Source organism: Streptomyces sp. NPDC055749 (assembly GCF_053617235.1).
This window is the reverse complement of the sequence record NZ_JBSHFH010000071.1, coordinates 1-19540: the sequence shown is the minus strand read 5'-3', so window position 1 is coordinate 19540 and position 19540 is coordinate 1. Positions and strand designations below refer to the sequence as shown.

The following is a 19540-nucleotide window of genomic DNA, read 5'->3' as shown; positions in this document are numbered from 1 at the left end:
GAATGGAGGTGGCCGGAACCTTCTCGCAATGGGAGGACGTAAGGAGAACCCGCGTATACCGTTCGAGCATGGCTCGACGAGACGACGATTACTACAGTCCTGCCCCGCACGGAAAGCGGCGTTCCACGGGAAGCCGTGTGCTGGTGGCCCTGTTGGTGCTGGCGGTGGTGTCAGGCGTCGGCTACTGGGGATACACCTCATTGGCCGGTGACGAAGGCGAGGACGATCCCGAAGTCACCGCCGCCGCGGCTCAGCTGGAGAAGTTCATCGGCGCGTGGGAGACGGGCGACGCGAAGGCGGCTGCTTCGTTCACGGACACCCCGTCGAATGCGGAATCACTCATCACGTCCGTGACGAAGAATCTGGATCCGTCGAAGACCGAGATCACCCCGGGTGACGGCGAGAAGAAGACTTCCGGTGGAGTTCAATTCCCGTTCAATGTCGAGATGAGGATTCCGGGCTCCGGGGACTACACGTGGGACTCCCGGGCCAATGTCCTGAAGAAGGACGGCGCCTGGCTGGTCGAGTTCAACACTCCCATGATCCATCCGAAGATGGTCGCCGGGCAGACGCTGGCCCTCCAGTCCCAGGAGCGCGCCTCGGTCCTCGATGCGAACGGCGACGAACTCCGGGCCGCCTCGGTGGTCGGCGCGGTCGATCCGAAGACCGGCAAGGGAATCTCGGGACTGGAGGCGCGTTACGACAAGCAGCTCTCCGGCGGGGCCGGCGGGGCGAAGTCCGTGGTGGTCGTGGACCGTAATTCCGGACAAGTGGTGAAGCGGCTCACGAAGACCTCCGGAGTGAAACGCGAGCCGGTCACCACGACCATCGATCCGAAGATCCAGGAAGCGGCGGCGGACGCACTGGAAGGAGTCAAGAAGAACGCGGCCATTGTCGCGATCGACCCCTCCACCGGGAACATCCTCGCGGCGGCCAACAAACCCGGCGGGCAGAACCGCGCACTGAGCGGCCAGTATCCGCCGGGTTCGACGTTCAAAGTCGTTACGGCGGCCGCACTGCTGAAGCAGGGTATGCGCCCCGACGACATGGCGGAATGCCCGAAGTTCGCCTATGTGGACGGTCAGCGGTTCGAGAACCAGGACCAGTTCGTACTCCCCGCGGGATCGACCTTCAGGGACTCCTTCGCCCACTCGTGCAATACCTTCTTCGTCAATTCGGCCGGAAAGCTGTCCGAGTCCGCGCTGAACGAAACCTCGCGGGCGTTCGGGATCGGCGGATCGTGGGACGTCGGCGTCACCACGTACGACGGCAGTGTGCCGGTGGCCAACGGCGTCAACGACAAGGCGGCGTCCACCATCGGCCAGGCCCGGGTGCTGGCCTCGCCCCTGGTGATGGCCTCTCTCGCGGCGACGGTGAAGGCCGGGGAGTTCAAGCAGCCGGTGCTGGTGCCGGACGCGGTGAAGAAGAAGTACGAGGCCACCGACAAGCTCGACCCGGGCGTGACGTCGGCGCTCCGCGAGATGATGCGGGCCACCGTCACCCGGGGCGCGGGCAAGGCGCTCCAGGGCATCGCGGGGGAGCCGCACGCCAAGACCGGCACGGCGGAGTTCGGCAACGACACCCCGCTGCGTACCCACGCCTGGATGATCGGCTACCAGGGGGAGGGGAACCTCGCCTGGTCGGTGCTGCTGGAGGACGGCGGCTCGGGCGGTTCGGACGCGGGCCCGATCGCGGCCAAGTTCCTGGCGAACCTGGGCTGATTCCGGCTCAGCCGGGCTCAGTTCAGCTCGACCGGCTCAGCTCGGCCGTGATGTCCATCGGGACCAGGGGCTGCGGTGTCAGTACCCGGCTGGCCGTGACCGCGCGGTCGCCGGCGGCCGCGCCCAGCGCGGTCACCGCGGTTCTGGTCGGCGCCGCCCAGAGGGTGTTCGTGGCGCCGGCCCGCAGGTCCGAGACCATGTCGTCGTGGTGGCTGGGGATGATCAGCGGCGGGTCGCCGAGCACGTCGAGCAGCCGGTCCAGGTAGCGGTACACCCCGGAGTGCGCGGTCATGCTGATCACCGCGACGTCCGGGCGCAGGCCCTCCAGTTCGCGGGCGATGTAGTTGCTGGCGCCGGAGAGCAGCACGGAGGGTCCGCCGTCGAAGGCGACCAGGTACATCAGCGTCCCGCCCTCGGGCAGTTCGCCGAGCGTCGTGGGCCGCTTCGGCAGCGGTGCGGTGAGGGCGTCGGGGGCGAAGTAGCCGTGGTCCGCGCCCTGGCTGTGGAGGCTCGGGATCACCTGCACGGTGTAGCCGTCGAACTGGAGGTATTCGCCGCCCCGTACGGGGATCATGTCGGCGACCCGCTCGGCGGGCGTACCGAGCGCGGTGAGCAGATGCCGCGAGGTCACGTCGCACAGGGTGCGGATGCGGCGTCGCCGCCACTGCGGGTGGGCGAGGAGCTGCGGTACGTCGGCGATGTGGTCGAAGTGCCCGTGGCTGACGAGGACGAGTTCGGGAGCCCCCACGAGCTGTTCGGCGGCCACCTGCGCCACCGCCGCCCGGTCCACGCGCAGGGGGAGCCGCGGATCGAGCGCGCCGTCCTCGCCCTGGTACGGCATGCGGCTCAGATAGGGGTCGAAGAGCAGGCTGCGGCCACCGAAGGCGAGCTCCCAGCCCGCCACCCCGAGCCAGCGCATGCTCAGCCGGGTGCTGACGATGTCGCGATCCGGCCGCCGTGGAGCCGCCGCGGGCAGGACCGGGGCGGCCCCGGCCGTCAGTAAGCCGGCGCTGCCGACCGCCAGCATCCTCTGGAGCACCGATCGCCGCATCCGCAGCATGCGCAAACCTTCCGTTCTGTCACCAAGTGTGATCGGAAGGGTACAGACGGTGGGGTGCGAGTCGTCGGCTTTGGGCCATGGGGCGATGCCGTGTCCGGCAGCACGAAGCCCCCCGGCCCGGTGCGGGCCGCGGGGCTTCGTGGAGCCTGACGAAGGTGCGGGTCAGGTCGTGTACTCGGAGTTGAGGCGTACGTATCCGGGGGTGAGGTCGCATCCGTACACGGTGAACTCGCCCTGGCCGATGCCCAGTCCGATGCTGATCAGCACCTCGTCGCCGCGCAGGTGGTCGGCGATCTGCTTGCGTACGAGGGTGTCGTCCTCCGCGCTGCCCGCCGGGTAGACGTCGGTGCCGCCGAAGCCGATGGAGACCTTCTCGGGGACGATGTCGGTGTCGTCCTGGCACTTGCCGATGGCCATGGCCACGCGGCCCCAGTTGGGGTCGCTGCCGTGCACGGCCGTCTTGACGAGCGGCGAGTTGACCACGGTCTTGCCGACCCGCTTGGCCTGCGCGGTGTCCCGCGCGCCGGTGACCCGGATCTCGATGAGCTTGCCCGCGCCCTCGCCGTCCTTGGCGATCATCCGGACCAGCGACAGCGCCACCTCGTGCAGTGCGGATTCGAACTCCGCCGCGTCCACGGGACCCGCGAGGCCGTTGGCGAAGACGGCCGCGGTGTCGCTGGTGGAGGTGTCGGTGTCGATGGACACCGCGTTGAAGGTGACGTCCATGACCCGGCGGAAGATGCGGTCGAGCTCGGGCTGCGGCAGCTCCGCGTCGGTGGCGAAGAACGTGAGCAGCGTGGCCATGTCCGGCTCCAGCATCCCCACCCCCTTCGCGATCCCGGTGACCGTCGCGGCGCCGCAGCGCGCGGTGACGAGCTTGGAGTGGGTGTCCGTGGTCATGATGGCCTCGGCCGCCCGCTCCAGGCCGCGGTCCTCCGGCGGCCAGCTGAGCGAGTCGAGGTGGGCGCGGATGTCGTCCATCGGGTACTGCTTGCCGATGACTCCGGTCGAGGCGATCAGCAGCTCGTCCTCGGGCAGTCCGGCGATCTCGGCGGTCCTGCGCCGGACCTCCCGCGCGTTGCGGTCCCCTTCGGCGCCGGTCGCCACATTGGCGTTACGGGCCAGGACGACCACGCCGCGGGCCGCGGCGAGCCTGGTCTCGTCCCGGCACAGGACCACGCTGGGTCCGGCGAACCGCGACTTGGTGAACACCGCGGCGGAGACGGCGGGCACGGTGGAGACCAGGACGGTGAAGTCGTCCCGGCCGTCGTCGTTGAGTCCGGCCGGAGCCGTGTGGACCAGGAAGCCCTGGGGTGTGGTCACTGCTGATGTCCCTTTTCTCTTCATGCACTCGGTCGAGCCCGGTACGTCACATCTTCTCTGCGCAGCATCTTCCATGCGGAGCGTTTTCTATGCGGACATGGCCGAACGCAGGTGTGTCGCCGAGGTCTTCGGAGTCCTGGAGAAGGCGGAGGTGCTGGTCAGAAAGAACTCGTCCTGGTGCAGCACGGCCTGGAGCGCGTCCTTGAGCTTGACGCCCGGGCTGATGCCGATCTGCTCGCGCAGCATCTCCTTCGCCCGGTGGAAGACCTGGATGGCGTCCGCCGGGCGGCCCGCCCCGTAGTACGCCTTCATCAGCCAGACGTAGAGGTCCTCGCGCAGCGGGTCCTGGTCGAGGAGCTCCGACAGCTGTCCGATCGCCTCTTCGTACCGTTCCATCTCGATGTCTATCTGGGTGCGCAGTTCGACCGCGGCGGCGCGCTCGCGGTCGAGCCCTTCGGCCTGGAGGCGGAGCCTGCCGGACGCGATGTCGGCGAGGGCGGTGCCCTTCCACATGGAGAGACAGGTGTCGAGCTTGACGACGGCCGCTTCGTACTCGGCGCGTGCGCACAGGGCCCGGACGTCCCGGAGCGCGTCCCGGAAGAGGAACAGGTCGATGCGCTCCACGGGGACGTGCAGTTGGTAGCCGAGGTGGTTGGAGGTGAGGACGTCCTTCGGGAGGCCCGCTTCCCGCAGGGCCGCCCGTATCTTCCATGCCGAGGTCTGGAGCTGCCCCGACACGGTGCGCGGCGGCTCACTGTCCCAGGAGTCCTGGATGATCGCTTCCTTGGTGACGAACTGACCGGGCCTGAGGGCGAGCGACGTCAGGAACCTGAGCTGCCGTTGACCCTGGATCAGGATGGGTACGCTTGCGTTCAGCAAGGTCACGGGACCGAGGAGCTGGACCGTCAATCGCTGCACGGCGCTCATGAAGCTTCCCCCTTCTCGATGATGCGTTCAACTGTGTTTCGACTGACGTAGAAGTTAATGTGCCCGTATCCAACATGAGTTGACGATCAAGCGGCGATGCTACCCGCGTGGATTGGTGTCGTCAACGAGGGTGGATGTACCCCGACGTCGACGTCAACATGAGTCGAGAGTACGGTGATCCGCACGAAAGGCGGTGCAACTTTGAACAGCACAGACGGACCGGAGAACCCTCTGGCCAAGAAGCTGGACCACCTGTTCACGAACGTGGTTCCCGCCGGCCGGCTCCCGTACAGCTCCGAGGAGGTCGCGCGTGCCATCACCGCCGATGGCACGCCGATCTCGGGCAGTTACATCTGGTTGCTCCGCAAGGGGCAGCGCGACAACCCCACGCTGCGCCATCTCGAAGGACTGGCCAAATTCTTCGGGGTGCCGCCTGCCTACTTCTTCGACGACCAGGTGACCGCGGCCGTGGACACGGACCTCGAGCTACTCACGGCCCTGCGGGACGCGCAGGTGCAGAAGGTCGCCCTCCGGACGGCCGGCCTCTCGGTCAAGAGCCTCAAGTCGATCGCCGAAGTCATTGAGCGCGTACGTGAGTTGGAGGGGTTGTCGGAAGAACAGCCCCCGAACGGCGCCTAGCTCCCCCCTTTCGCCCGGGTAAATCGAATTCGGTCAATTCCCTGCCGAGCAGCGGAAAGGGCAAAGGCTCTTGCGGACAATGCGACCCCCTTCTCGGGGGTCGCATTGCCGTGGCCGGAAGTGGCCCTAGACCGCCCATGGGCACACGTGTTTGGATCTTTGTGGAGCGTAGGTGGATCCCGCCGCCTGAAGCGTTCCGAGTCGGCATTGATCGACCCCAGGGGGGCTGGAGGTCACGTGGAACTTCGGCATGCGTGTACGAGGGGATCTCGACGGTCCCGGAATCCGGTCCCGGCTTCCGGCGGCGCCATGGGGTCGCACCTCTCCCGCACGGACGGGTCGAGGTGATCGGCATGCGCTGGCCGGTTCTGTTCGGACGCCGCGAGAGGAACGGCCGCGACGGCCGCTGCGAGCAGCGGGTGCGCGCCCTGGGCCTCCCCGTCGACACGACACTGACGATCGATCAGCTCTGCGAGCACGTCGGCCGGCTGCGTGGCCGCCCGGTGCAGCTGATCTCCCTGACGCTCCCGCTGGGGAGCCCGCACGGCCTGTGGGTCTCGACGGAGAGCCGCGAGTACGTCGTGTTCGAGCGGCGCCTCGCTCCCGTGCACCAGCGTCAGGTCATCCTCCACGAGATCGGGCACATCGTCTGCGACCACTCGGCCTCGCCCGCGCTGGCCGCGGAGGACGCCGGGCTGCTGCTGCCCTCGCTCAGCCCTGAACTGGTACGTCGTGTGCTGGGCCGGGAGCACGGGCAGTCCGAGGCGGAGATCGAGGCGGAGCTCGTCGGCTCGCTCATCGGCCACCGGATCGGCGACTGGACCGCGAGCCCGGTGTGGCCCGTGGCGCCGGAGGCCCGGAGGCTCGCCGCGCGCCTGGCGGAGCTGGAGCCCCCCGTCGTGCCGGGCAGGGGATGAGCGCCGCCCCGCATCTGGTCTGTGCCGTGCTCGCCCTCGTGGCCTTCGTCGAGAAGGTGCGGGTCCTGCGGGCCGGCTACTCGGCCATCAGGCTCGCCCTGGCGGAGAGCTACTTCCTGCTTCTCGTGCTCTCGCTGGTCTCGGTCCCCGCCGTGTGGTCGGAGACGAACCGCGTGATCGGCGTCGAGAACTTCTCCGGACTCGTCGGCCAGACCTGCGTCATTCTGGTGACGGTATGTCAGCACCTCGTGCTGATACGGCTTTCCCACGAGAGGGTCACGGCCTACCGAAAGGCCATTTTCCCGCTTATCGGTCTCGCCGTGACCCTTACGGGCATGACGACCTTTTTCTTCGCCGTGCCCATGGACCGGGCGGCGCCCACCGACTTCAGCGCCGAGGCCGCGGCACAGAACCCGGTGTATCTGACCTTCTACCTCATTGCCTTCGCGGTGGGGCAGATCAGTATCGGCATCACGTGCCGACGTCATGCGCATATTCCGCAATCGGTTTGGCTCCGCAGGGGTTTGAGCCTTATGGCCCTGACCTTGCCTCTCGGTCTCATATATGTCGCATGCCGTGCCATGGGCATATTTGCGGAACATCTTGGAATCTCGGCGGGCCGGTTGGAGCCGATGGCGCAGCTCTGCCTGGCGCTGATCGGCGTCATGCAGGCCCTGGGCTGGGCGCTGCCGGATCTCGGCAAGCGCATCACGGCCGTGGGGCAGTGGGCCGAACACCGGCGCGCCTTCCGCGCGTTGAGGCCGCTGCACCGTGCGGTGACGGAGCGGGCGCCCGAGGTGGTCATCCCCATGAAGGCGTGCGCGGGCCTGGACGCGCGGCTGTACCGGGTGCTGATCGAGATCCGGGACGCCCAGTGGGCCCTGCGGCCCTGGATGGACCCGGCGCTCGCCGGCACCCTCCGGCGCCTCGGCGCGGACGCCGGACTGGCCGGCGACGAACTGGCCGCCGCCGTCGAGGCGGCGCAGATCCGGGCGGCGATCGAGGCGAAGGACCGCGACGACCTGCCTCCGGAGCCCGTGGAGACCCCGCTCTCGGCGGAGCCGGGCGACCTGGCGGCCGAGCTGGTGTTCCAGCGCAGGCTGGCCCGGCACTTCGCGCTCCCCCCGGGAGCCGCCCTGGGCGCGGGGTGCCTTGACTGCGCAGGGGTGCGGGCATAGCGTCGCCAGGCTACTGAGCAAGCGCTTAGGAAGGTCGCTCGTGCCGCACACCGAATCGCCCGTACCCACCCCGGCCCCGGACGCCACAGCCCGTATCGAGGCAGGGCTGACCGCCCCCGGCGCTCCCTTCGCCGTCGTCCGCGGGGAGGGGGGAACGCTTGTGTACGAGGGCGGGCCCCGCACCCTCCGGGAGTTCGTGGAGACCACCTGGGCGCTGGGCGACCGGCCGTTCCTGATCTCCGGGGAGCGGTCCTACTCGTACGCGGAGTTCTTCGCCGCCGCCTCGTCCCTGGCCTGTCACCTGACCGGCACCTACGGCCTGCGGCCGGGCGACCGGGCCGTCATCGCGATGCGCAACCACCCCGAGTGGCAGATCGCGTTCTGGGCGACGCAGCTGGCGGGCCTCGTCTCCGTACCCCTCAACGCCTGGTGGACCGAGGACGAGTTCACGTACGCCCTCGACGACTGCGAACCGCGGGTGCTGCTCGTCGACGGGGAGCGGCTGCCCAAGGTGGCCGCCTGGCGGGAACGCGCGGGGGCCCGCGCGGTCGTCTTCCACCCGGCGGACCGGGAGGGTCCCGCGGGCGAGGGGATCGAGCGGTACGAGGACCTGCCCGCCCCGGACCCGCTGGCCGCGCCGCCCGAGGTGGAGATCAGGCCCGAGGACGACGCCACGATCATCTACACCTCCGGCACCACCGGCCGCCCCAAGGGCGCCGTGGCCACCCAGCTCGCCCAGATCGGCGCGGCCGTCAATCCGCGCTTCCACGCGGCGGTCTCGGCGCTGGGCCGGGGCGTCATCCCGGGCCAGGGGCCGGCACCGGTCTCCCTGATGACGTTCCCGTTCTTCCACGTCGCCGCCTTCACCAGCCTCTACGCGACCATGGCCGCGGGCGGCGCGGTCGTCCTGATGCGCAAGTGGGACGCCGACGAGGCGCTGCGGCTGATCGGCCGCCACCGGGTCACGCACTACGCGGGCGTCCCGGCCACCGCCCTCCAGCTGCTCGCCGCCGCCGAGCGGGCGGGCGACGGCCTGGAGAGCCTGCTGATGCTGAACACCGGCGGCGCCGCGGCCCCGCCCGACCTGGTCGCACAGCTCACCGCCCGGCACGGGGAGCGGATCGAGCCCCGCAACGGCTACGGGCTGACCGAGACCAGCGGCGGTGTGACGGCGAACTTCGGCGCCGACTACCGGAACCACCCCGCGAGCGTCGGCCGCCCGACGCCCGTCACCGAGGTCCGGATCGCAGGACCGGCGGGCGAGGCGCTGCCCGACGGCGAGGTCGGTGAGCTGTGGCTGCGTGGCCAGTCACTGGTCCGCGGCTACTGGCGGGACGAGGAGGCCACCGCCGCGGCGTTCACCGACGGCTGGTTCCGCACGGGGGATCTCGCGGTCGTGCGCGACGGCCGTGTCGGCATCGTCGACCGGATCAAGGACATGGTGATCCGCGGCGGCGAGAACGTGTACTGCGTCGAGGTCGAGTCCGTGCTGCACGACCACCCCGACGTCGAGGACGCGGCCGTGCTCGGCGTTCCGCATCCCGTGCTCGGCGAGGAGGTCGCGGCCGTGGTCCGGCTGCGCCCCGGCGCCGCTGCCACGGCCGAGGATCTGCGGTCGCATGTCGGCCGGAGCCTCGCCGGGTTCAAGATCCCCGCCCACGTACTCGTGAGCGAGGAGCCGCTGCCGCGGAACGCGACGGGGAAGATCCTCAAGCGTGAGCTGCGGGGCCCGGTCGGTGACCACGTCAGGGGCGGGTGATCCGCACCCGGTAGTTGCCGTCCGTGTCCTTGGAGAGCACGGATATGCGGATGTCGTTGGTCCGGTCGGTGAACGTCTGGCCCGGCCGGAACGGGGCGTCGGAGAGCTCGGCGTGCACATTGGGCCGCCGGGTGCAGCCGCCGCTGTCCTCGGTGCTGTCGGCGACCGACACCGGTCCCTGGCCGGTGTCCACGTCGGAGCTGACCTTGTAGATCAGCACACCGGGCCGGCAGACCGCCGCGTCGTTGCCGCCCGCGGTCCGTACCTCCAGCGCGTAGCCGGACTCGGAGCTCAGGGGTATGAAGGCCAGTTTGGTGCCGCCCGTCGTGGCCAGCGGTTCGACGGTGTGCTCGCTCGTGCCGGACTCCGAGGCGCACTCGATCTGGTCGTCGTCGAGCCAGCCGAGCTTCCACTTGTGCCAGCCGAGGAAGTCGTTGTTGGCCCCCCAGTCCTCGGACATGATGTCCCAGTGCCCGACGGAGCCGCCGCCCTCCATGGTGTAGAGGTCGGGCAGGCCGAAGACATGGCCGTTCTCGTGCGGCAGGACCCGGTAGCCGGTCTCGTCGTACGAGCCCGAGCCGTCGTCCTGGCGGCTGTAGACGAACGAGGTGTTGGCGAGCGGGACGCCGTCCGCGTACGGGGCGTCCTCGTTGGCCGAGAAGGTCACCGACAGCACGGTGTCCAGGGCCGAGGGGCCGGCGTTCGGGGTGACCAGCACATTGACCAGGTCGTACGCGGAGAAGTCGACCTTGGGGTCGGCCGCCGCCACGAGGTCCTTCACGAGGTCGCGGTAGCCCGGCTCGTAGGGCGAGCCGCGCTCGATCCCGTACTCGGAGAACGGCAGCGGCATCCGCAGCCAGTCCTTCACCGGCGCCTCGGGCAGATAGGTGAGCCGCCCGTAGGAGCTGGTGCGGAACCATTCGGAGGTCTGCGGGAAGAATTCCGCGAGGCGGTCCTTCGCCGTGCCCGAGCCCGGGGCGTCCGGGAAGTCGATCATGAGGTTGAGGGCCCTGACCGTGCCCGTGGAGCGGGAGTATCCGGGGGCGGTCGGCATACCCTCCGACATCTGTACGCCCATGGCCGCGGATATCCGGCACCGGCCGAGGGGGGAGTCCTCGGCCGCGGCGGACGGGCCGGCGGAGGCCCGGCTGGGGGCGGGGAGTGTGCTGCTGGCGGTGGCCATGGCCGCGATGACCAGGGCTGTCGCTCCGGCGAGTGCGATCGCGCGGCGGTGTCTGCGTATCCGGTGGCGGGGCTGCTGCATAGAGGCGCCTTCGGGGTCCGCGGCAGTCGGCCGACTCTGACTGCGCTCTGGCGATCAGCCTGTGCCGGGTGTTCCGGGGCCGCTCGTTGAGTGCGCCGATCGGAGGTTTTTACCCATTTCGAGTGTGACTCAGGTCACATCATGAGGTGAAATACCGGGGGCGCTTTCCCCGTTTGAACCTGTGTCCCCCGCTAACCGGGGAAGCAGTCCCCGCTTAACTTGTGAGCCGGGGAGTGCCACACACCGAAAGGGAAGGGCCGCCGTCGTGAAGACCGTTGCCGAAACCGACTCCTGCGCCGTGCGGCGCCGTGCGTCCCGTCCGCGGGCCGACGCGCTGCGCAACCGGGAGCGGATCGTCACGGCCGCCCTGGAGATGTTCGTCGAGTTCGGGCCGGATGTGCCCCTCGATGAGATCGCGCGCCGGGCGGGCGTCGGCAACGCCACGCTCTACCGGAACTTCCCCGACCGGGCCGCCCTCACGCACGAGGTCGTCCTCTCGGTCACCTCCCGCACCACGGACCGGGCCGAAGAGGCCGTCGCGGCGGAATCCGATCCGTTCGCCGCGCTCAGCCGCTTCGTGCACGCCGCCGCCGACGAGCGGATCGGCGCCCTGTGCCCGATGCTCTCCGGCAGTTTCGACAAGAACCACCCGGATCTGCTCGCCGAGCGCCGTCGCCTCGAAGAGGCCGTCGAAGGACTCGTGGAGCGCGCCATGTCCGCGGGGCGCCTGCGTACCGACATCGCCGTCGGTGACGTACTGGTCGCCCTCTCCCAGCTCACCCGGCCGCTGCCCGGCATCGCCTGCCTGGACATCGACCGGTTCACCCACCGTCATCTGCAGCTGTTCCTGGACGGACTGGAGACTCCGGCCCGTTCCGTGCTGCCCGGATCGGCGGCGACCCTGGAGGACCTGCGGCGTGGGCACTGACGCCCACCACGACGACCTGAACCATCCGGTGTAACCCACCGCCGAACGCCCACCGCCGAACCCCGGACCTCCGGACCGGTCCCCACGACACGGGGCCCGGCCGCGATACCGCACGCCCGTTTTCGCCGACATCACGACTCCCGCGCCCCGATGCGCCCTTAGGTGGCTACCCCCATGTCAAAAACAGCCGACGTCCGGCTCCCCGATCCCAGTCGCTGGAAAGCACTGGCCTTCATCGCCCTCGCCCAGCTGATGGTCGTGCTCGACGCGACGATCGTGAACATCGCCCTGCCGTCGGCCCAGCTCGACCTGGGTATCTCCGAGGGCAACAGGCAGTGGGTCATCACCGCCTACGCGCTCGCGTTCGGCGGGCTGCTCCTGTTCGGCGGGCGCCTCGCCGACCTCTACGGCCGTAAGCGCGTCTTCGTGATCGGCCTCCTCGGCTTCGCCGCGGCCTCCGCCCTCGGCGGCGCCGCGCAGGGCGAGGCGATGATGTTCGGCTCGCGTGCGCTGCAGGGTGCCTTCGGCGCACTGCTCGCCCCTGCGGCGCTCTCGCTGCTCGCCGTGATGTTCACCGATGCCAAGGAGCGGGCCAAGGCGTTCGGCATCTACGGTGCGATCGCCGGTGGCGGTGGCGCGGTCGGCCTGATCCTGGGCGGCTTCCTCACCGAGTACCTCAACTGGCGCTGGACGTTCTTCGTCAACATCCCCTTCGCCATCGTCGCCGCGGTGGGCGCCTACTTCGTCATCCGTGAGCCGGCCGAGGGCCGCAACCGCTCGTCGCTCGACATCCCCGGCGTCATCCTGTCCACGCTGGGCCTCGTCTCGCTGGTGTACGGCTTCACCCGCGCCGAGTCGTCCGGCTGGACGGACACCCTGACCATCGTCATGTTCGGGTCGTCGGCTGTGCTGCTCATCGCCTTCCTCATCACCGAGTGGCTGGTGAAGTCGCCGCTGATGCCGCTGCGCGTGCTGGCCGAGCGCAACCGCTTCGGCGTCTACCTCTCGCTGGGTCTCGCGGTCATCGCGATGTTCGGGCTCTTCCTGTTCCTCACGTACTACCTCCAGATCGTCAAGGGCTACTCGCCGGTCAAGACCGGCTTCGCCTTCATGCCGATGATCGTGGGCATGATCGTCGGGTCCACCCAGATCGGTGCCCGCCTCATGACCCGGGTGCCGCCGCGCCTGCTGATGGGCCCCGGCTTCCTGGTCGCCGCGTCCGGCATGCTGCTGCTCACCCAGCTGGAGACCGACACCGGCTACGCGGGCATCATCCTCTTCGGGCAGCTGCTGCTCGGCCTGGGTATGGGTACGGCGTTCATGCCGGCGATGTCCCTGGCCACGCACGGCATCGAGCCGCGCGACGCGGGTGTGGCATCGGCGATGGTCAACACCTCGCAGCAGGTCGGCGGCGCCATCGGCACCGCTCTGCTGAACACCATCGCGGCGGGCGCCACCACGGCGTACTTCGCGGACCACGCGGCAGGCAGTACGGATCCCGAGCTGCTGCAGTTCCAGGCCATGGTCGCCGGCTACACCAGCGCGATCTGGTGGGCGGTCGGCATCCTCGTCGCCGCCTCGCTGATCGCGGCGTGGCTGATCAACACCGGACGCCCGGGTGCCGGAACGGGCGGCCCGGTCACCGGGTCCGCCGACGGGGCCCAGGACGTCGTCAAGATCCCGGTCGTCGCGCACTGACACGGGTGGCGCGCCCGTCGTGATCCTCGGCGTCCGCCCCGGCTCCGTTCATCGGAGCCGGGGCGGACGCGTGTTGGAGGCCTTGGGGGTACTTGGAGTCCTTGGCGCCTGAGGGGCTCAGCGGAGCCAGGGCAGGTCCGCGTCCGTGCCCTCCGGTTCCAGGCCGGCGGCCATCACCCGCATGATCTCGCCGAGCCCGTGCACCTGCTCCGGCGTGAGCCGGTCGAACATCGCCTGGCGTACGGCGGTGACGTGGCCCGGCGCGGAACGGCGCAGCATCTCGAAGCCGTCCTCGGTGAGGACGGCGTTCTGGCCGCGCTTGTCGGAGGGGCAGTCCTCGCGCCGTACCCAGCCGCTCTTCTCCAGCCGGGCCACGGCGTGCGAGAGCCGGGACCGGGTGATCTTGGCGTCCTTGGCCAGCTCGGTCATCCGCTTCTGCCGGCGCGGTGCCTGGGAGAGCTGGACCAGCAGGCCGTAATAGATGTGCGGCATCCCGGCATCGCGCTGCAACTGGCGGTCGAGGTGATCCTCCAGGAGCGTGGTGGCGTGGAGGTAGGCACGCCAGACGCTCTGTTCTTCGTCGGTGAGCCAGTGCGGCCCGCCGGTGGATGGCGTGGTCATACGGTCCACTCTACGACCTTTCCTTGAAAGTTGAACTAGATGGAGCTAAGGTCTCCAGGTATTAGAACTTGAAGTTTCAATAAATGCTTCAGGAAGGGGAGTGCCATGACTGTCACCGCGGAGCGCATGCCCGCCCTCTACCTCTCCCACGGGGCACCTCCGCTCGCCGACGACCCGGTCTGGCCCGGCCAGCTGGCCGCCTGGTCCGCCGAACTGCCCCGCCCCACCGCGATCCTGATGGTCTCCGCCCACTGGGAGGAAGCTCCTCTCGCCCTCGGGGCCACCGAGACCGTGCCACTGGTCTACGACTTCTGGGGCTTCCCCGAGCACTACTACCAGGTGCGGTACGCGGCCCCGGGCGCCCCGAAGCTCGCGGAGAGCGTCCGCAAGCTGCTGCGCGGTGCCGGTACACCGGTCCAGGACATCCCGGACCGCGGCCTCGACCACGGTGCGTACGTGCCGCTGGTGGAGATGTTCCCGGACGCCGGCATTCCCGTACTCCAGATCTCCATGCCCACCCTGGACCCGCAGAAGCTGATGGAGATCGGGCGCAAGCTCTCCCCGTTGCGCGACGAGGGGGTGCTGATCGTCGGGAGCGGCTTCTTCACCCACAACCTGGCCGCGCTGAGGCACCAGGGCGGCGGCGTCCCCGGCTGGTCGGCGGAGTTCGACGACTGGGGGCACAGGGCGCTCCGGGCGCGGGACGTCGACGCCCTGCTGGACTTCGAGCGCAAGTCCCCGGCGGGCCGGCTGGCCCACCCACGTACGGAACACTTCGCTCCGCTGTTCGTGACGATGGGCGCAGCGGAGGATGAACTCGATCAGGAGCGGAGCGTCATCGACGGCTTCTGGATGGGTCTTGCCAAGCGCTCGGTTCAGTTCGGCTGAGTGCCAGGCGGGGCCTGGGTGCCGCTGCGGCCCGGCGGGGCTCAGGAATCCCGGCCCATGCGCTTCTCGTACCAGGCCACGTCCCAGTACCGGCCGAACTTCCGGCCCACCTCCGAGTACGTGCCGATGTGGCGGAAGCCGAACGTGTCGTGCAGCCGGACGGAGCCCTCGTTCGGCTGGGCGATGGCCGCGTACGCCCGGTGGACGTCCTCGTCGGTCAGCGCCTCGAACAGAGCCTTGTACAGCAATGTGCCCAGTCCCTGCCCCCTCGTGTCCGGTGCGCAGTAGACGCTGACCTCGACGGATGTGCTGTACGCGGCCTTGGGCCGGTACGGGCTGCTGGTCGCGTATCCCAGGATTCCGGACGCGTCTCCCGCCCCCTGGGCAACCAGGAGGCGGTGGGGGCCGTCTTCAGGGTGGGAGCGCAACCAGGGGAGGCGCTGCTCGGGAGTGAAGGGGACCGTGTCGAATGTGAGGGCGGTCTCACGGACGTAATGGTTGTAGATGTCGGTGAGCGCCACCACATCCCCCTCCAGGCCCGGCCTGACCTGCACTTCTGTGGGTATCTGCACCATGTGTCCTCCCGCTGGGGCCGACAGGGTACTGCATGATCGCGAAAGTGAATGCGGCCCAGGGGAATTCTGTCCGGATTCCAGTCGTTGTTTCCATCGGATGCAGGGCACCCGAAAGGGTGTCGCGACCTACTCAGCAAGGGAGCACGCATGGCAACCCGTGCCGTCGCCCGTCGTTCGTCCGCCACCGGTGGGACAAGCCGGGCAAGCAGTGTTCGCGCCGTGGGCGGGGAAATCGCCGATCGCGACCTGGTCGGCATGTACCTGGAGGAAATCGCCCGGACACCGCTGCTCGACGCCGCCAAGGAAGTCGAGCTCTCGCAGATCCTCGAGGCGGGCGTCTACGCCCAGCAGATACTCGACGGTGAGGTGGAGAGCGAAGCCGGCGGAGCGAAGCGTGAGGAGCTGGAGGCGCTCGTCGCCGAAGGCGAACGCGCGAAGGACGTATTCATCCGGTCCAACCTCCGCCTGGTCGTCGCCGTGGCCCGACGCTACCCGCGAGCGGGTCTGCCGCTGCTCGACCTGATCCAGGAGGGCAACGCCGGACTGGTGCGCGCGGTCGAGAAGTTCGACTACGCCAAGGGATTCAAGTTCTCCACGTATGCGACGTGGTGGATCCGCCAGGCCATCACGCGCTCGATAGCCGACCAGTCCCGAACGATCCGGCTCCCCGTCCACCTGGTGGAGGAGCTCGGCCGTATCCGACGGGTGCAGCGCGAGTTCAACCGCGAGCACGGGCGCGACCCGGAGCACGCGGAGATCGCCGCGGAGCTGGACTCCAACACGGAGCGTGTGGGCAATGTGCTCGACTGGGCCCGTGACCCGGTCAGTCTCAACATGTCCGTGGACGACGAGGGCGACACACAGTTCGGTGACCTCCTCGAGGACACCTCCGCCGTCTCTCCCGAGACGTCGGTGATGACGCTGCTGCGCAGCGAGGAGCTGGAAGACCTCATCGGCAAGCTCGACAACAGGACAGCGTCGATCATCCGTATGAGGTACGGCATCGAGGACGGCCGCGAGCGGACCCTCACCGAAGTCGGCAAGCAGCACGGCCTCACCCGGGAGCGAATCCGCCAGATCGAGAAGCACGCACTGCTCGAATTGAAGCGAATGGCTCACGACACGGGCTTTGACGCTGCGGCGTGAGCCAATAACCCGTAACCTCACAATCAAGCCGGTTCGCACCGGCACCATGAGCTGAGTCCCGGCGCCCACCCCCCCCGGCGCCGGGGCTCATTCATGTCCCGGCCCTTCTCCACCGGGGCGGGAGCCGACGGGAGCGCGCTTCAGGACGAAGCGGGAGCCCGCTTCAGGAGGCCGCGGAGGCCCGGGTCAGCCGGGCGCCCAGGTCGCTCAGGTACTCCACGAGCTGCGGCGGCCCGTGCGCCGTGAACTCGCAGTCGACGAGTGCCAGCCTCAGCGCCACCCACTCCAGGGAGTCCGACGAGATTGCCCGCAGCCGGCAGCTGTTCTCGCCGGTCGGCTCCGGTACGCCCAGCGGCGAGGGCAGCCGCGCCGCCACGAAGTCCGCCGGGGCCCGGAAACTCACATCGACATGCAGCTCCGGCTGCATCCGGGACATCGACCGGGCGAAGAACCGTGCGGCGTCCCCGCCCTCCCCGTCGTCCCCGGGCAGCTCGCGCGGAGTGAAGCGGGCGCCGGTCGCCACCGGCTCACTGACCCGGTCCACCCGGAACGTACGCCAGTCCTCGCGCTCCAGGTCGTACGCGACGAGATACCAGCGGTGCCCCGTGCTCACCAGCCGGACCGGTTCGACCAGCCGCTTCGTCTCGGCGCCGTCGCCCGCGCGGTACGCGAAGCGCAGCCGCTCCCGCCCCGTGACCGTCGACGCCATCGCCGTCAGCGTGCGCGGATCGATCGTGGCGCCGTCGCCCCTGGTGAGCGGAAGCGTGGCGTTCTGCAGGGACGAGACCCGGTGCCGCAGCCGCGAGGGCAGCACCTGCTCCAGCTTGGCCAGAGCCCGTACGGACGCCTCGTCGACGCCCTCGATCGCGTGCCCCGCCCCCGCCCGCAGCCCGACCGCGATGGCCACCGCCTCCTCGTCGTCGAGCAGCAGGGGCGGCATGGCCGCGCCCGCGACCAGGCGGTAGCCGCCGATCGAGCCGCGCGTCGCCTCGACCGGATAGCCGAGGTCCCGGAGCCGGTCGATATCGCGGCGGATGGTGCGCGGGCTCACGTCGAGCCGGTCGGCCAGCTCCGTGCCCGGCCACTCGCGCGGTGTCTGGAGGAGCGACAGCAGATTCAGCAGTCGTGCCGGCGTATCGGTCATGTCCTCAGGATGCCCGTCCATCAGGTCACGAACTGTCCTAATGGGCCTCTAGATTTCTTCCCATGACTTCTTCCGAATCTCTTCCGTCCACGGCGGCCGTGGGGGCCGAGGGCTCCGCGTCGCCCTCGGCCCCGGCCGACCGGCGCCGCTGGTTCGCGCTCGCCATCGTGATGACCGCGGCCTTCATGGACCTGGTCGACGTCACGATCGTCAACATCGCCATCCCGAGCATCATGGAGGACACCGGCGCCTCGGTGAGCTCGATCCAGTGGATCACCGCCGGATACGCCCTCGCCTTCGCCGCAGGGCTGATCACGGGCGGCCGACTCGGTGACATCTACGGCCGCAAGCGGATCTTCCTCATCGGCATAGCGGGCTTCACCCTCGCCTCCGCGCTCTGCGGCTTCGCGGCCAACCCCGAGATGCTGGTCGCCTCCCGCATCCTGCAGGGCGCCATGGCGGCGCTGATGGTCCCGCAGGTGCTGTCGATCGTGCACGCCACGTTCCCGGCGCACGAGCGCGGCAAGGTCTTCGGTCTCTTCGGCGCGGTCATCGGCCTCGGCGCGGTTTCCGGGCCGCTGCTGGGCGCGCTGCTCACCCAGTGGAACCTCTTCGGTCTCGAATGGCGCCCGATCTTCCTGATCAACCTGCCGGTCGGTATCGCGGGCCTCATTCTGGGACGGAAGTTCATCAGCGAGTCCAAGGCGCCGAAGGCGCTGCGCCTCGACGTGGTCGGAGTCGTCCTCGTGACGCTCGGTCTGCTGATGCTGCTCTACCCGCTGATCATGGGACGCGAGCTGGACTGGCCGGTGTGGGGATTCGTGCTGATGGCGGGCAGTCTGCTGGTGCTCGCGGCGCTGATCACGCACGAGCGGCGGAAGGCGGCCAAGGACGGTTCCCCGCTCATCGAGCTGTCGCTGTTCCGGGTCAAGAGCTTCGCGGCGGGCATCGCCGTCCAGCTGACCTTCGGCATCGTCCTCGGCATCTTCTTCCTCGTCTGGACGCTCTACATGCAGATGGGTCTGGGCTGGAGCGAGCTGCGGGCGGGCACGACGGGCATCCCGTTCTCGATCGCCGTCTCGGTCGCCGCCGGGATCTCCGTACAGAAGCTGGTGCCCCGCTTCGGCCGCAAGGTCCTCCAGTCGGGCGCCCTGCTGATGATCGCCGGACTGCTGCTCTACATGTGGGAGTCCGAGCGCTACGGCATGGACATCGCGCCCTGGCAGATGGCGCTGCCGCTGGTGGTCATGGGCGCGGGGATGGGGCTGATCGTGGCCCCGCTGACGGACGCAGTGCTCTCCGAGGTCCCCAAGGAGCACTCCGGATCGGCGTCCGGGCTGATCAACACGGTGGGGCAGATGGGCAACGCGCTGGGGCTCGGCCTCGTCTCGGTGGTCTTCTTCGGCGTGATCGACGACAGCACGGCATCGCAGGCACCGGAGGCATCGCAGGCGCCGCAGTCGATGGGGCCGGTGTTCGCCGACGCGTTCCAGAACTCGCTGTGGTGGGTGGCCGGGGTGCTCGCCGTGATCTTCCTGGTGATGTTCGCCCTGCCGGCCAGGCCGAAGGTCCATGTGGAGGGCTCGGCCGACGAGGGCTACGACACGAGCGCCGACGCGGGCGACGGTACGGGCGACGACGGGGGCGCGGCGCCGGACGACGGCACCGCCAAGGAGCCCGTCCTGACGCACTGACGCAGCTGAGCCACATGTACGGACGCGACGGCGGCCCGTGCGCCTCCCACCGGTGGGA

17 protein-coding genes are annotated in these 19540 nt (G+C 69.3%); 10 read left to right on the top strand and 7 right to left on the bottom strand.

Features of this window, described 5'->3' with window-relative positions:
• Positions 1-68: 68 nt before the first annotated feature.
• A complete protein-coding gene (locus tag ACWGO0_RS33940) occupies positions 69-1721 on the top strand; it encodes a penicillin-binding transpeptidase domain-containing protein (RefSeq protein WP_453543746.1) in 1653 nt (550 codons plus the stop codon).
• Between the two features lie 22 nt (positions 1722-1743).
• On the opposite strand, the gene ACWGO0_RS33935 is transcribed toward ACWGO0_RS33940, so the two are convergent.
• From ACWGO0_RS33935 to ACWGO0_RS33925, 3 genes are all read right to left on the bottom strand, one after another.
• Entirely contained in the window at positions 1744-2781 is a 1038-nt protein-coding gene (locus ACWGO0_RS33935) for an MBL fold metallo-hydrolase (RefSeq protein ID WP_453543744.1), read from the bottom strand.
• Positions 2782-2943: 162 nt separating this feature from the next.
• Positions 2944-4128: a bifunctional glutamate N-acetyltransferase/amino-acid acetyltransferase ArgJ gene (gene argJ, locus ACWGO0_RS33930; protein WP_453543742.1), complete on the bottom strand. Its 1185-nt coding sequence runs from the start codon at positions 4126-4128 to the stop codon at positions 2944-2946.
• Between the two features lie 63 nt (positions 4129-4191).
• A complete protein-coding gene (locus ACWGO0_RS33925) occupies positions 4192-5031 on the bottom strand; it encodes an AfsR/SARP family transcriptional regulator (RefSeq protein ID WP_453543740.1) in 840 nt (279 codons plus the stop codon).
• 201 nt (positions 5032-5232) lie between these two features.
• Here ACWGO0_RS33925 and ACWGO0_RS33920 point away from each other — a divergent pair, with 201 nt between their 5' ends.
• The 4 genes from ACWGO0_RS33920 (at position 5233) to ACWGO0_RS33905 (ending at position 9524) form a co-directional block, all read left to right on the top strand.
• A complete protein-coding gene (locus ACWGO0_RS33920) occupies positions 5233-5670 on the top strand; it encodes a helix-turn-helix domain-containing protein (protein WP_453543738.1) in 438 nt (145 codons plus the stop codon).
• A 353-nt stretch (positions 5671-6023) separates the two neighbouring features.
• A complete protein-coding gene (locus tag ACWGO0_RS33915) occupies positions 6024-6587 on the top strand; it encodes an ImmA/IrrE family metallo-endopeptidase (RefSeq protein WP_453543736.1) in 564 nt (187 codons plus the stop codon).
• Positions 6584-7765: an MAB_1171c family putative transporter gene (locus tag ACWGO0_RS33910; protein ID WP_453543734.1), complete on the top strand. Its 1182-nt coding sequence runs from the start codon at positions 6584-6586 to the stop codon at positions 7763-7765. Before ACWGO0_RS33915 ends, ACWGO0_RS33910 begins: the two co-directional genes overlap by 4 nt.
• Positions 7766-7805: 40 nt before the next feature.
• Positions 7806-9524: a class I adenylate-forming enzyme family protein gene (locus tag ACWGO0_RS33905; protein ID WP_453543732.1), complete on the top strand. Its 1719-nt coding sequence runs from the start codon at positions 7806-7808 to the stop codon at positions 9522-9524.
• Here the strand turns inward: ACWGO0_RS33905 and ACWGO0_RS33900 are convergent.
• The gene (locus tag ACWGO0_RS33900; RefSeq protein ID WP_453543730.1) at positions 9511-10788 is read right to left on the bottom strand and encodes a M6 family metalloprotease domain-containing protein; all 1278 of its coding nucleotides are present in this window, start codon (positions 10786-10788) and stop codon (positions 9511-9513) included. The genes ACWGO0_RS33905 and ACWGO0_RS33900 overlap by 14 nt on opposite strands.
• Before the next feature lie 265 nt (positions 10789-11053).
• On the opposite strand from ACWGO0_RS33900, the gene ACWGO0_RS33895 reads away from it, so the two are divergent.
• Entirely contained in the window at positions 11054-11716 is a 663-nt protein-coding gene (locus ACWGO0_RS33895) for a TetR/AcrR family transcriptional regulator (protein WP_453543728.1), read from the top strand.
• A 174-nt stretch (positions 11717-11890) separates the two neighbouring features.
• A complete protein-coding gene (locus ACWGO0_RS33890; RefSeq protein ID WP_453543726.1) occupies positions 11891-13414 on the top strand; it encodes an MFS transporter in 1524 nt (507 codons plus the stop codon).
• A 117-nt stretch (positions 13415-13531) separates the two neighbouring features.
• Here ACWGO0_RS33890 and ACWGO0_RS33885 read toward each other — a convergent pair whose 3' ends face one another.
• Positions 13532-14044 carry a MarR family winged helix-turn-helix transcriptional regulator gene (locus ACWGO0_RS33885; RefSeq protein WP_453543724.1) on the bottom strand — a complete coding sequence of 171 codons (513 nt, stop codon included), beginning with the start codon at positions 14042-14044 and terminating at the stop codon, positions 13532-13534.
• A 96-nt stretch (positions 14045-14140) separates the two neighbouring features.
• On the opposite strand from ACWGO0_RS33885, the gene ACWGO0_RS33880 reads away from it, so the two are divergent.
• Entirely contained in the window at positions 14141-14923 is a 783-nt protein-coding gene (locus ACWGO0_RS33880; protein WP_453543722.1) for a dioxygenase family protein, read from the top strand.
• A 41-nt stretch (positions 14924-14964) separates the two neighbouring features.
• On the opposite strand, the gene ACWGO0_RS33875 is transcribed toward ACWGO0_RS33880, so the two are convergent.
• The gene (locus ACWGO0_RS33875) at positions 14965-15498 is read right to left on the bottom strand and encodes an N-acetyltransferase family protein (protein WP_453543720.1); all 534 of its coding nucleotides are present in this window, start codon (positions 15496-15498) and stop codon (positions 14965-14967) included.
• Positions 15499-15645: 147 nt separating this feature from the next.
• On the opposite strand from ACWGO0_RS33875, the gene ACWGO0_RS33870 reads away from it, so the two are divergent.
• Positions 15646-16644 carry a sigma-70 family RNA polymerase sigma factor gene (locus tag ACWGO0_RS33870; protein ID WP_453543718.1) on the top strand — a complete coding sequence of 333 codons (999 nt, stop codon included), beginning with the start codon at positions 15646-15648 and terminating at the stop codon, positions 16642-16644.
• Between the two features lie 163 nt (positions 16645-16807).
• Here the strand turns inward: ACWGO0_RS33870 and ACWGO0_RS33865 are convergent, their stop codons facing one another.
• A complete protein-coding gene (locus ACWGO0_RS33865; RefSeq protein WP_453543716.1) occupies positions 16808-17788 on the bottom strand; it encodes a helix-turn-helix transcriptional regulator in 981 nt (326 codons plus the stop codon).
• A 62-nt stretch (positions 17789-17850) separates the two neighbouring features.
• On the opposite strand from ACWGO0_RS33865, the gene ACWGO0_RS33860 reads away from it, so the two are divergent.
• Positions 17851-19482, top strand: coding sequence for an MFS transporter (locus tag ACWGO0_RS33860; RefSeq protein ID WP_453543714.1), 1632 nt, complete (start codon positions 17851-17853; stop codon positions 19480-19482).
• Positions 19483-19540: the final 58 nt, after the last annotated feature.

Bases quoted from the DNA above. Each gene is read 5' to 3' on its own strand.
- ACWGO0_RS33940 (WP_453543746.1), top strand. From the start codon at position 69: ATGGCTCGACGAGACGACGATTACTACAGTCCTGCCCCGCACGGAAAG.
- ACWGO0_RS33935 (WP_453543744.1), bottom strand. From the start codon at position 2,781: ATGCTGCGGATGCGGCGATCGGTGCTCCAGAGGATGCTGGCGGTCGGC.
- argJ (WP_453543742.1), bottom strand. From the start codon at position 4,128: ATGAAGAGAAAAGGGACATCAGCAGTGACCACACCCCAGGGCTTCCTG.
- ACWGO0_RS33925 (WP_453543740.1), bottom strand. From the start codon at position 5,031: ATGAGCGCCGTGCAGCGATTGACGGTCCAGCTCCTCGGTCCCGTGACC.
- ACWGO0_RS33915 (WP_453543736.1), top strand. From the start codon at position 6,024: ATGCGCTGGCCGGTTCTGTTCGGACGCCGCGAGAGGAACGGCCGCGAC.
- ACWGO0_RS33910 (WP_453543734.1), top strand. From the start codon at position 6,584: ATGAGCGCCGCCCCGCATCTGGTCTGTGCCGTGCTCGCCCTCGTGGCC.
- ACWGO0_RS33900 (WP_453543730.1), bottom strand. From the start codon at position 10,788: ATGCAGCAGCCCCGCCACCGGATACGCAGACACCGCCGCGCGATCGCA.
- ACWGO0_RS33890 (WP_453543726.1), top strand. From the start codon at position 11,891: ATGTCAAAAACAGCCGACGTCCGGCTCCCCGATCCCAGTCGCTGGAAA.
- ACWGO0_RS33880 (WP_453543722.1), top strand. From the start codon at position 14,141: ATGACTGTCACCGCGGAGCGCATGCCCGCCCTCTACCTCTCCCACGGG.
- ACWGO0_RS33875 (WP_453543720.1), bottom strand. From the start codon at position 15,498: ATGGTGCAGATACCCACAGAAGTGCAGGTCAGGCCGGGCCTGGAGGGG.
- ACWGO0_RS33870 (WP_453543718.1), top strand. From the start codon at position 15,646: ATGGCAACCCGTGCCGTCGCCCGTCGTTCGTCCGCCACCGGTGGGACA.
- ACWGO0_RS33865 (WP_453543716.1), bottom strand. From the start codon at position 17,788: ATGACCGATACGCCGGCACGACTGCTGAATCTGCTGTCGCTCCTCCAG.
- ACWGO0_RS33860 (WP_453543714.1), top strand. From the start codon at position 17,851: ATGACTTCTTCCGAATCTCTTCCGTCCACGGCGGCCGTGGGGGCCGAG.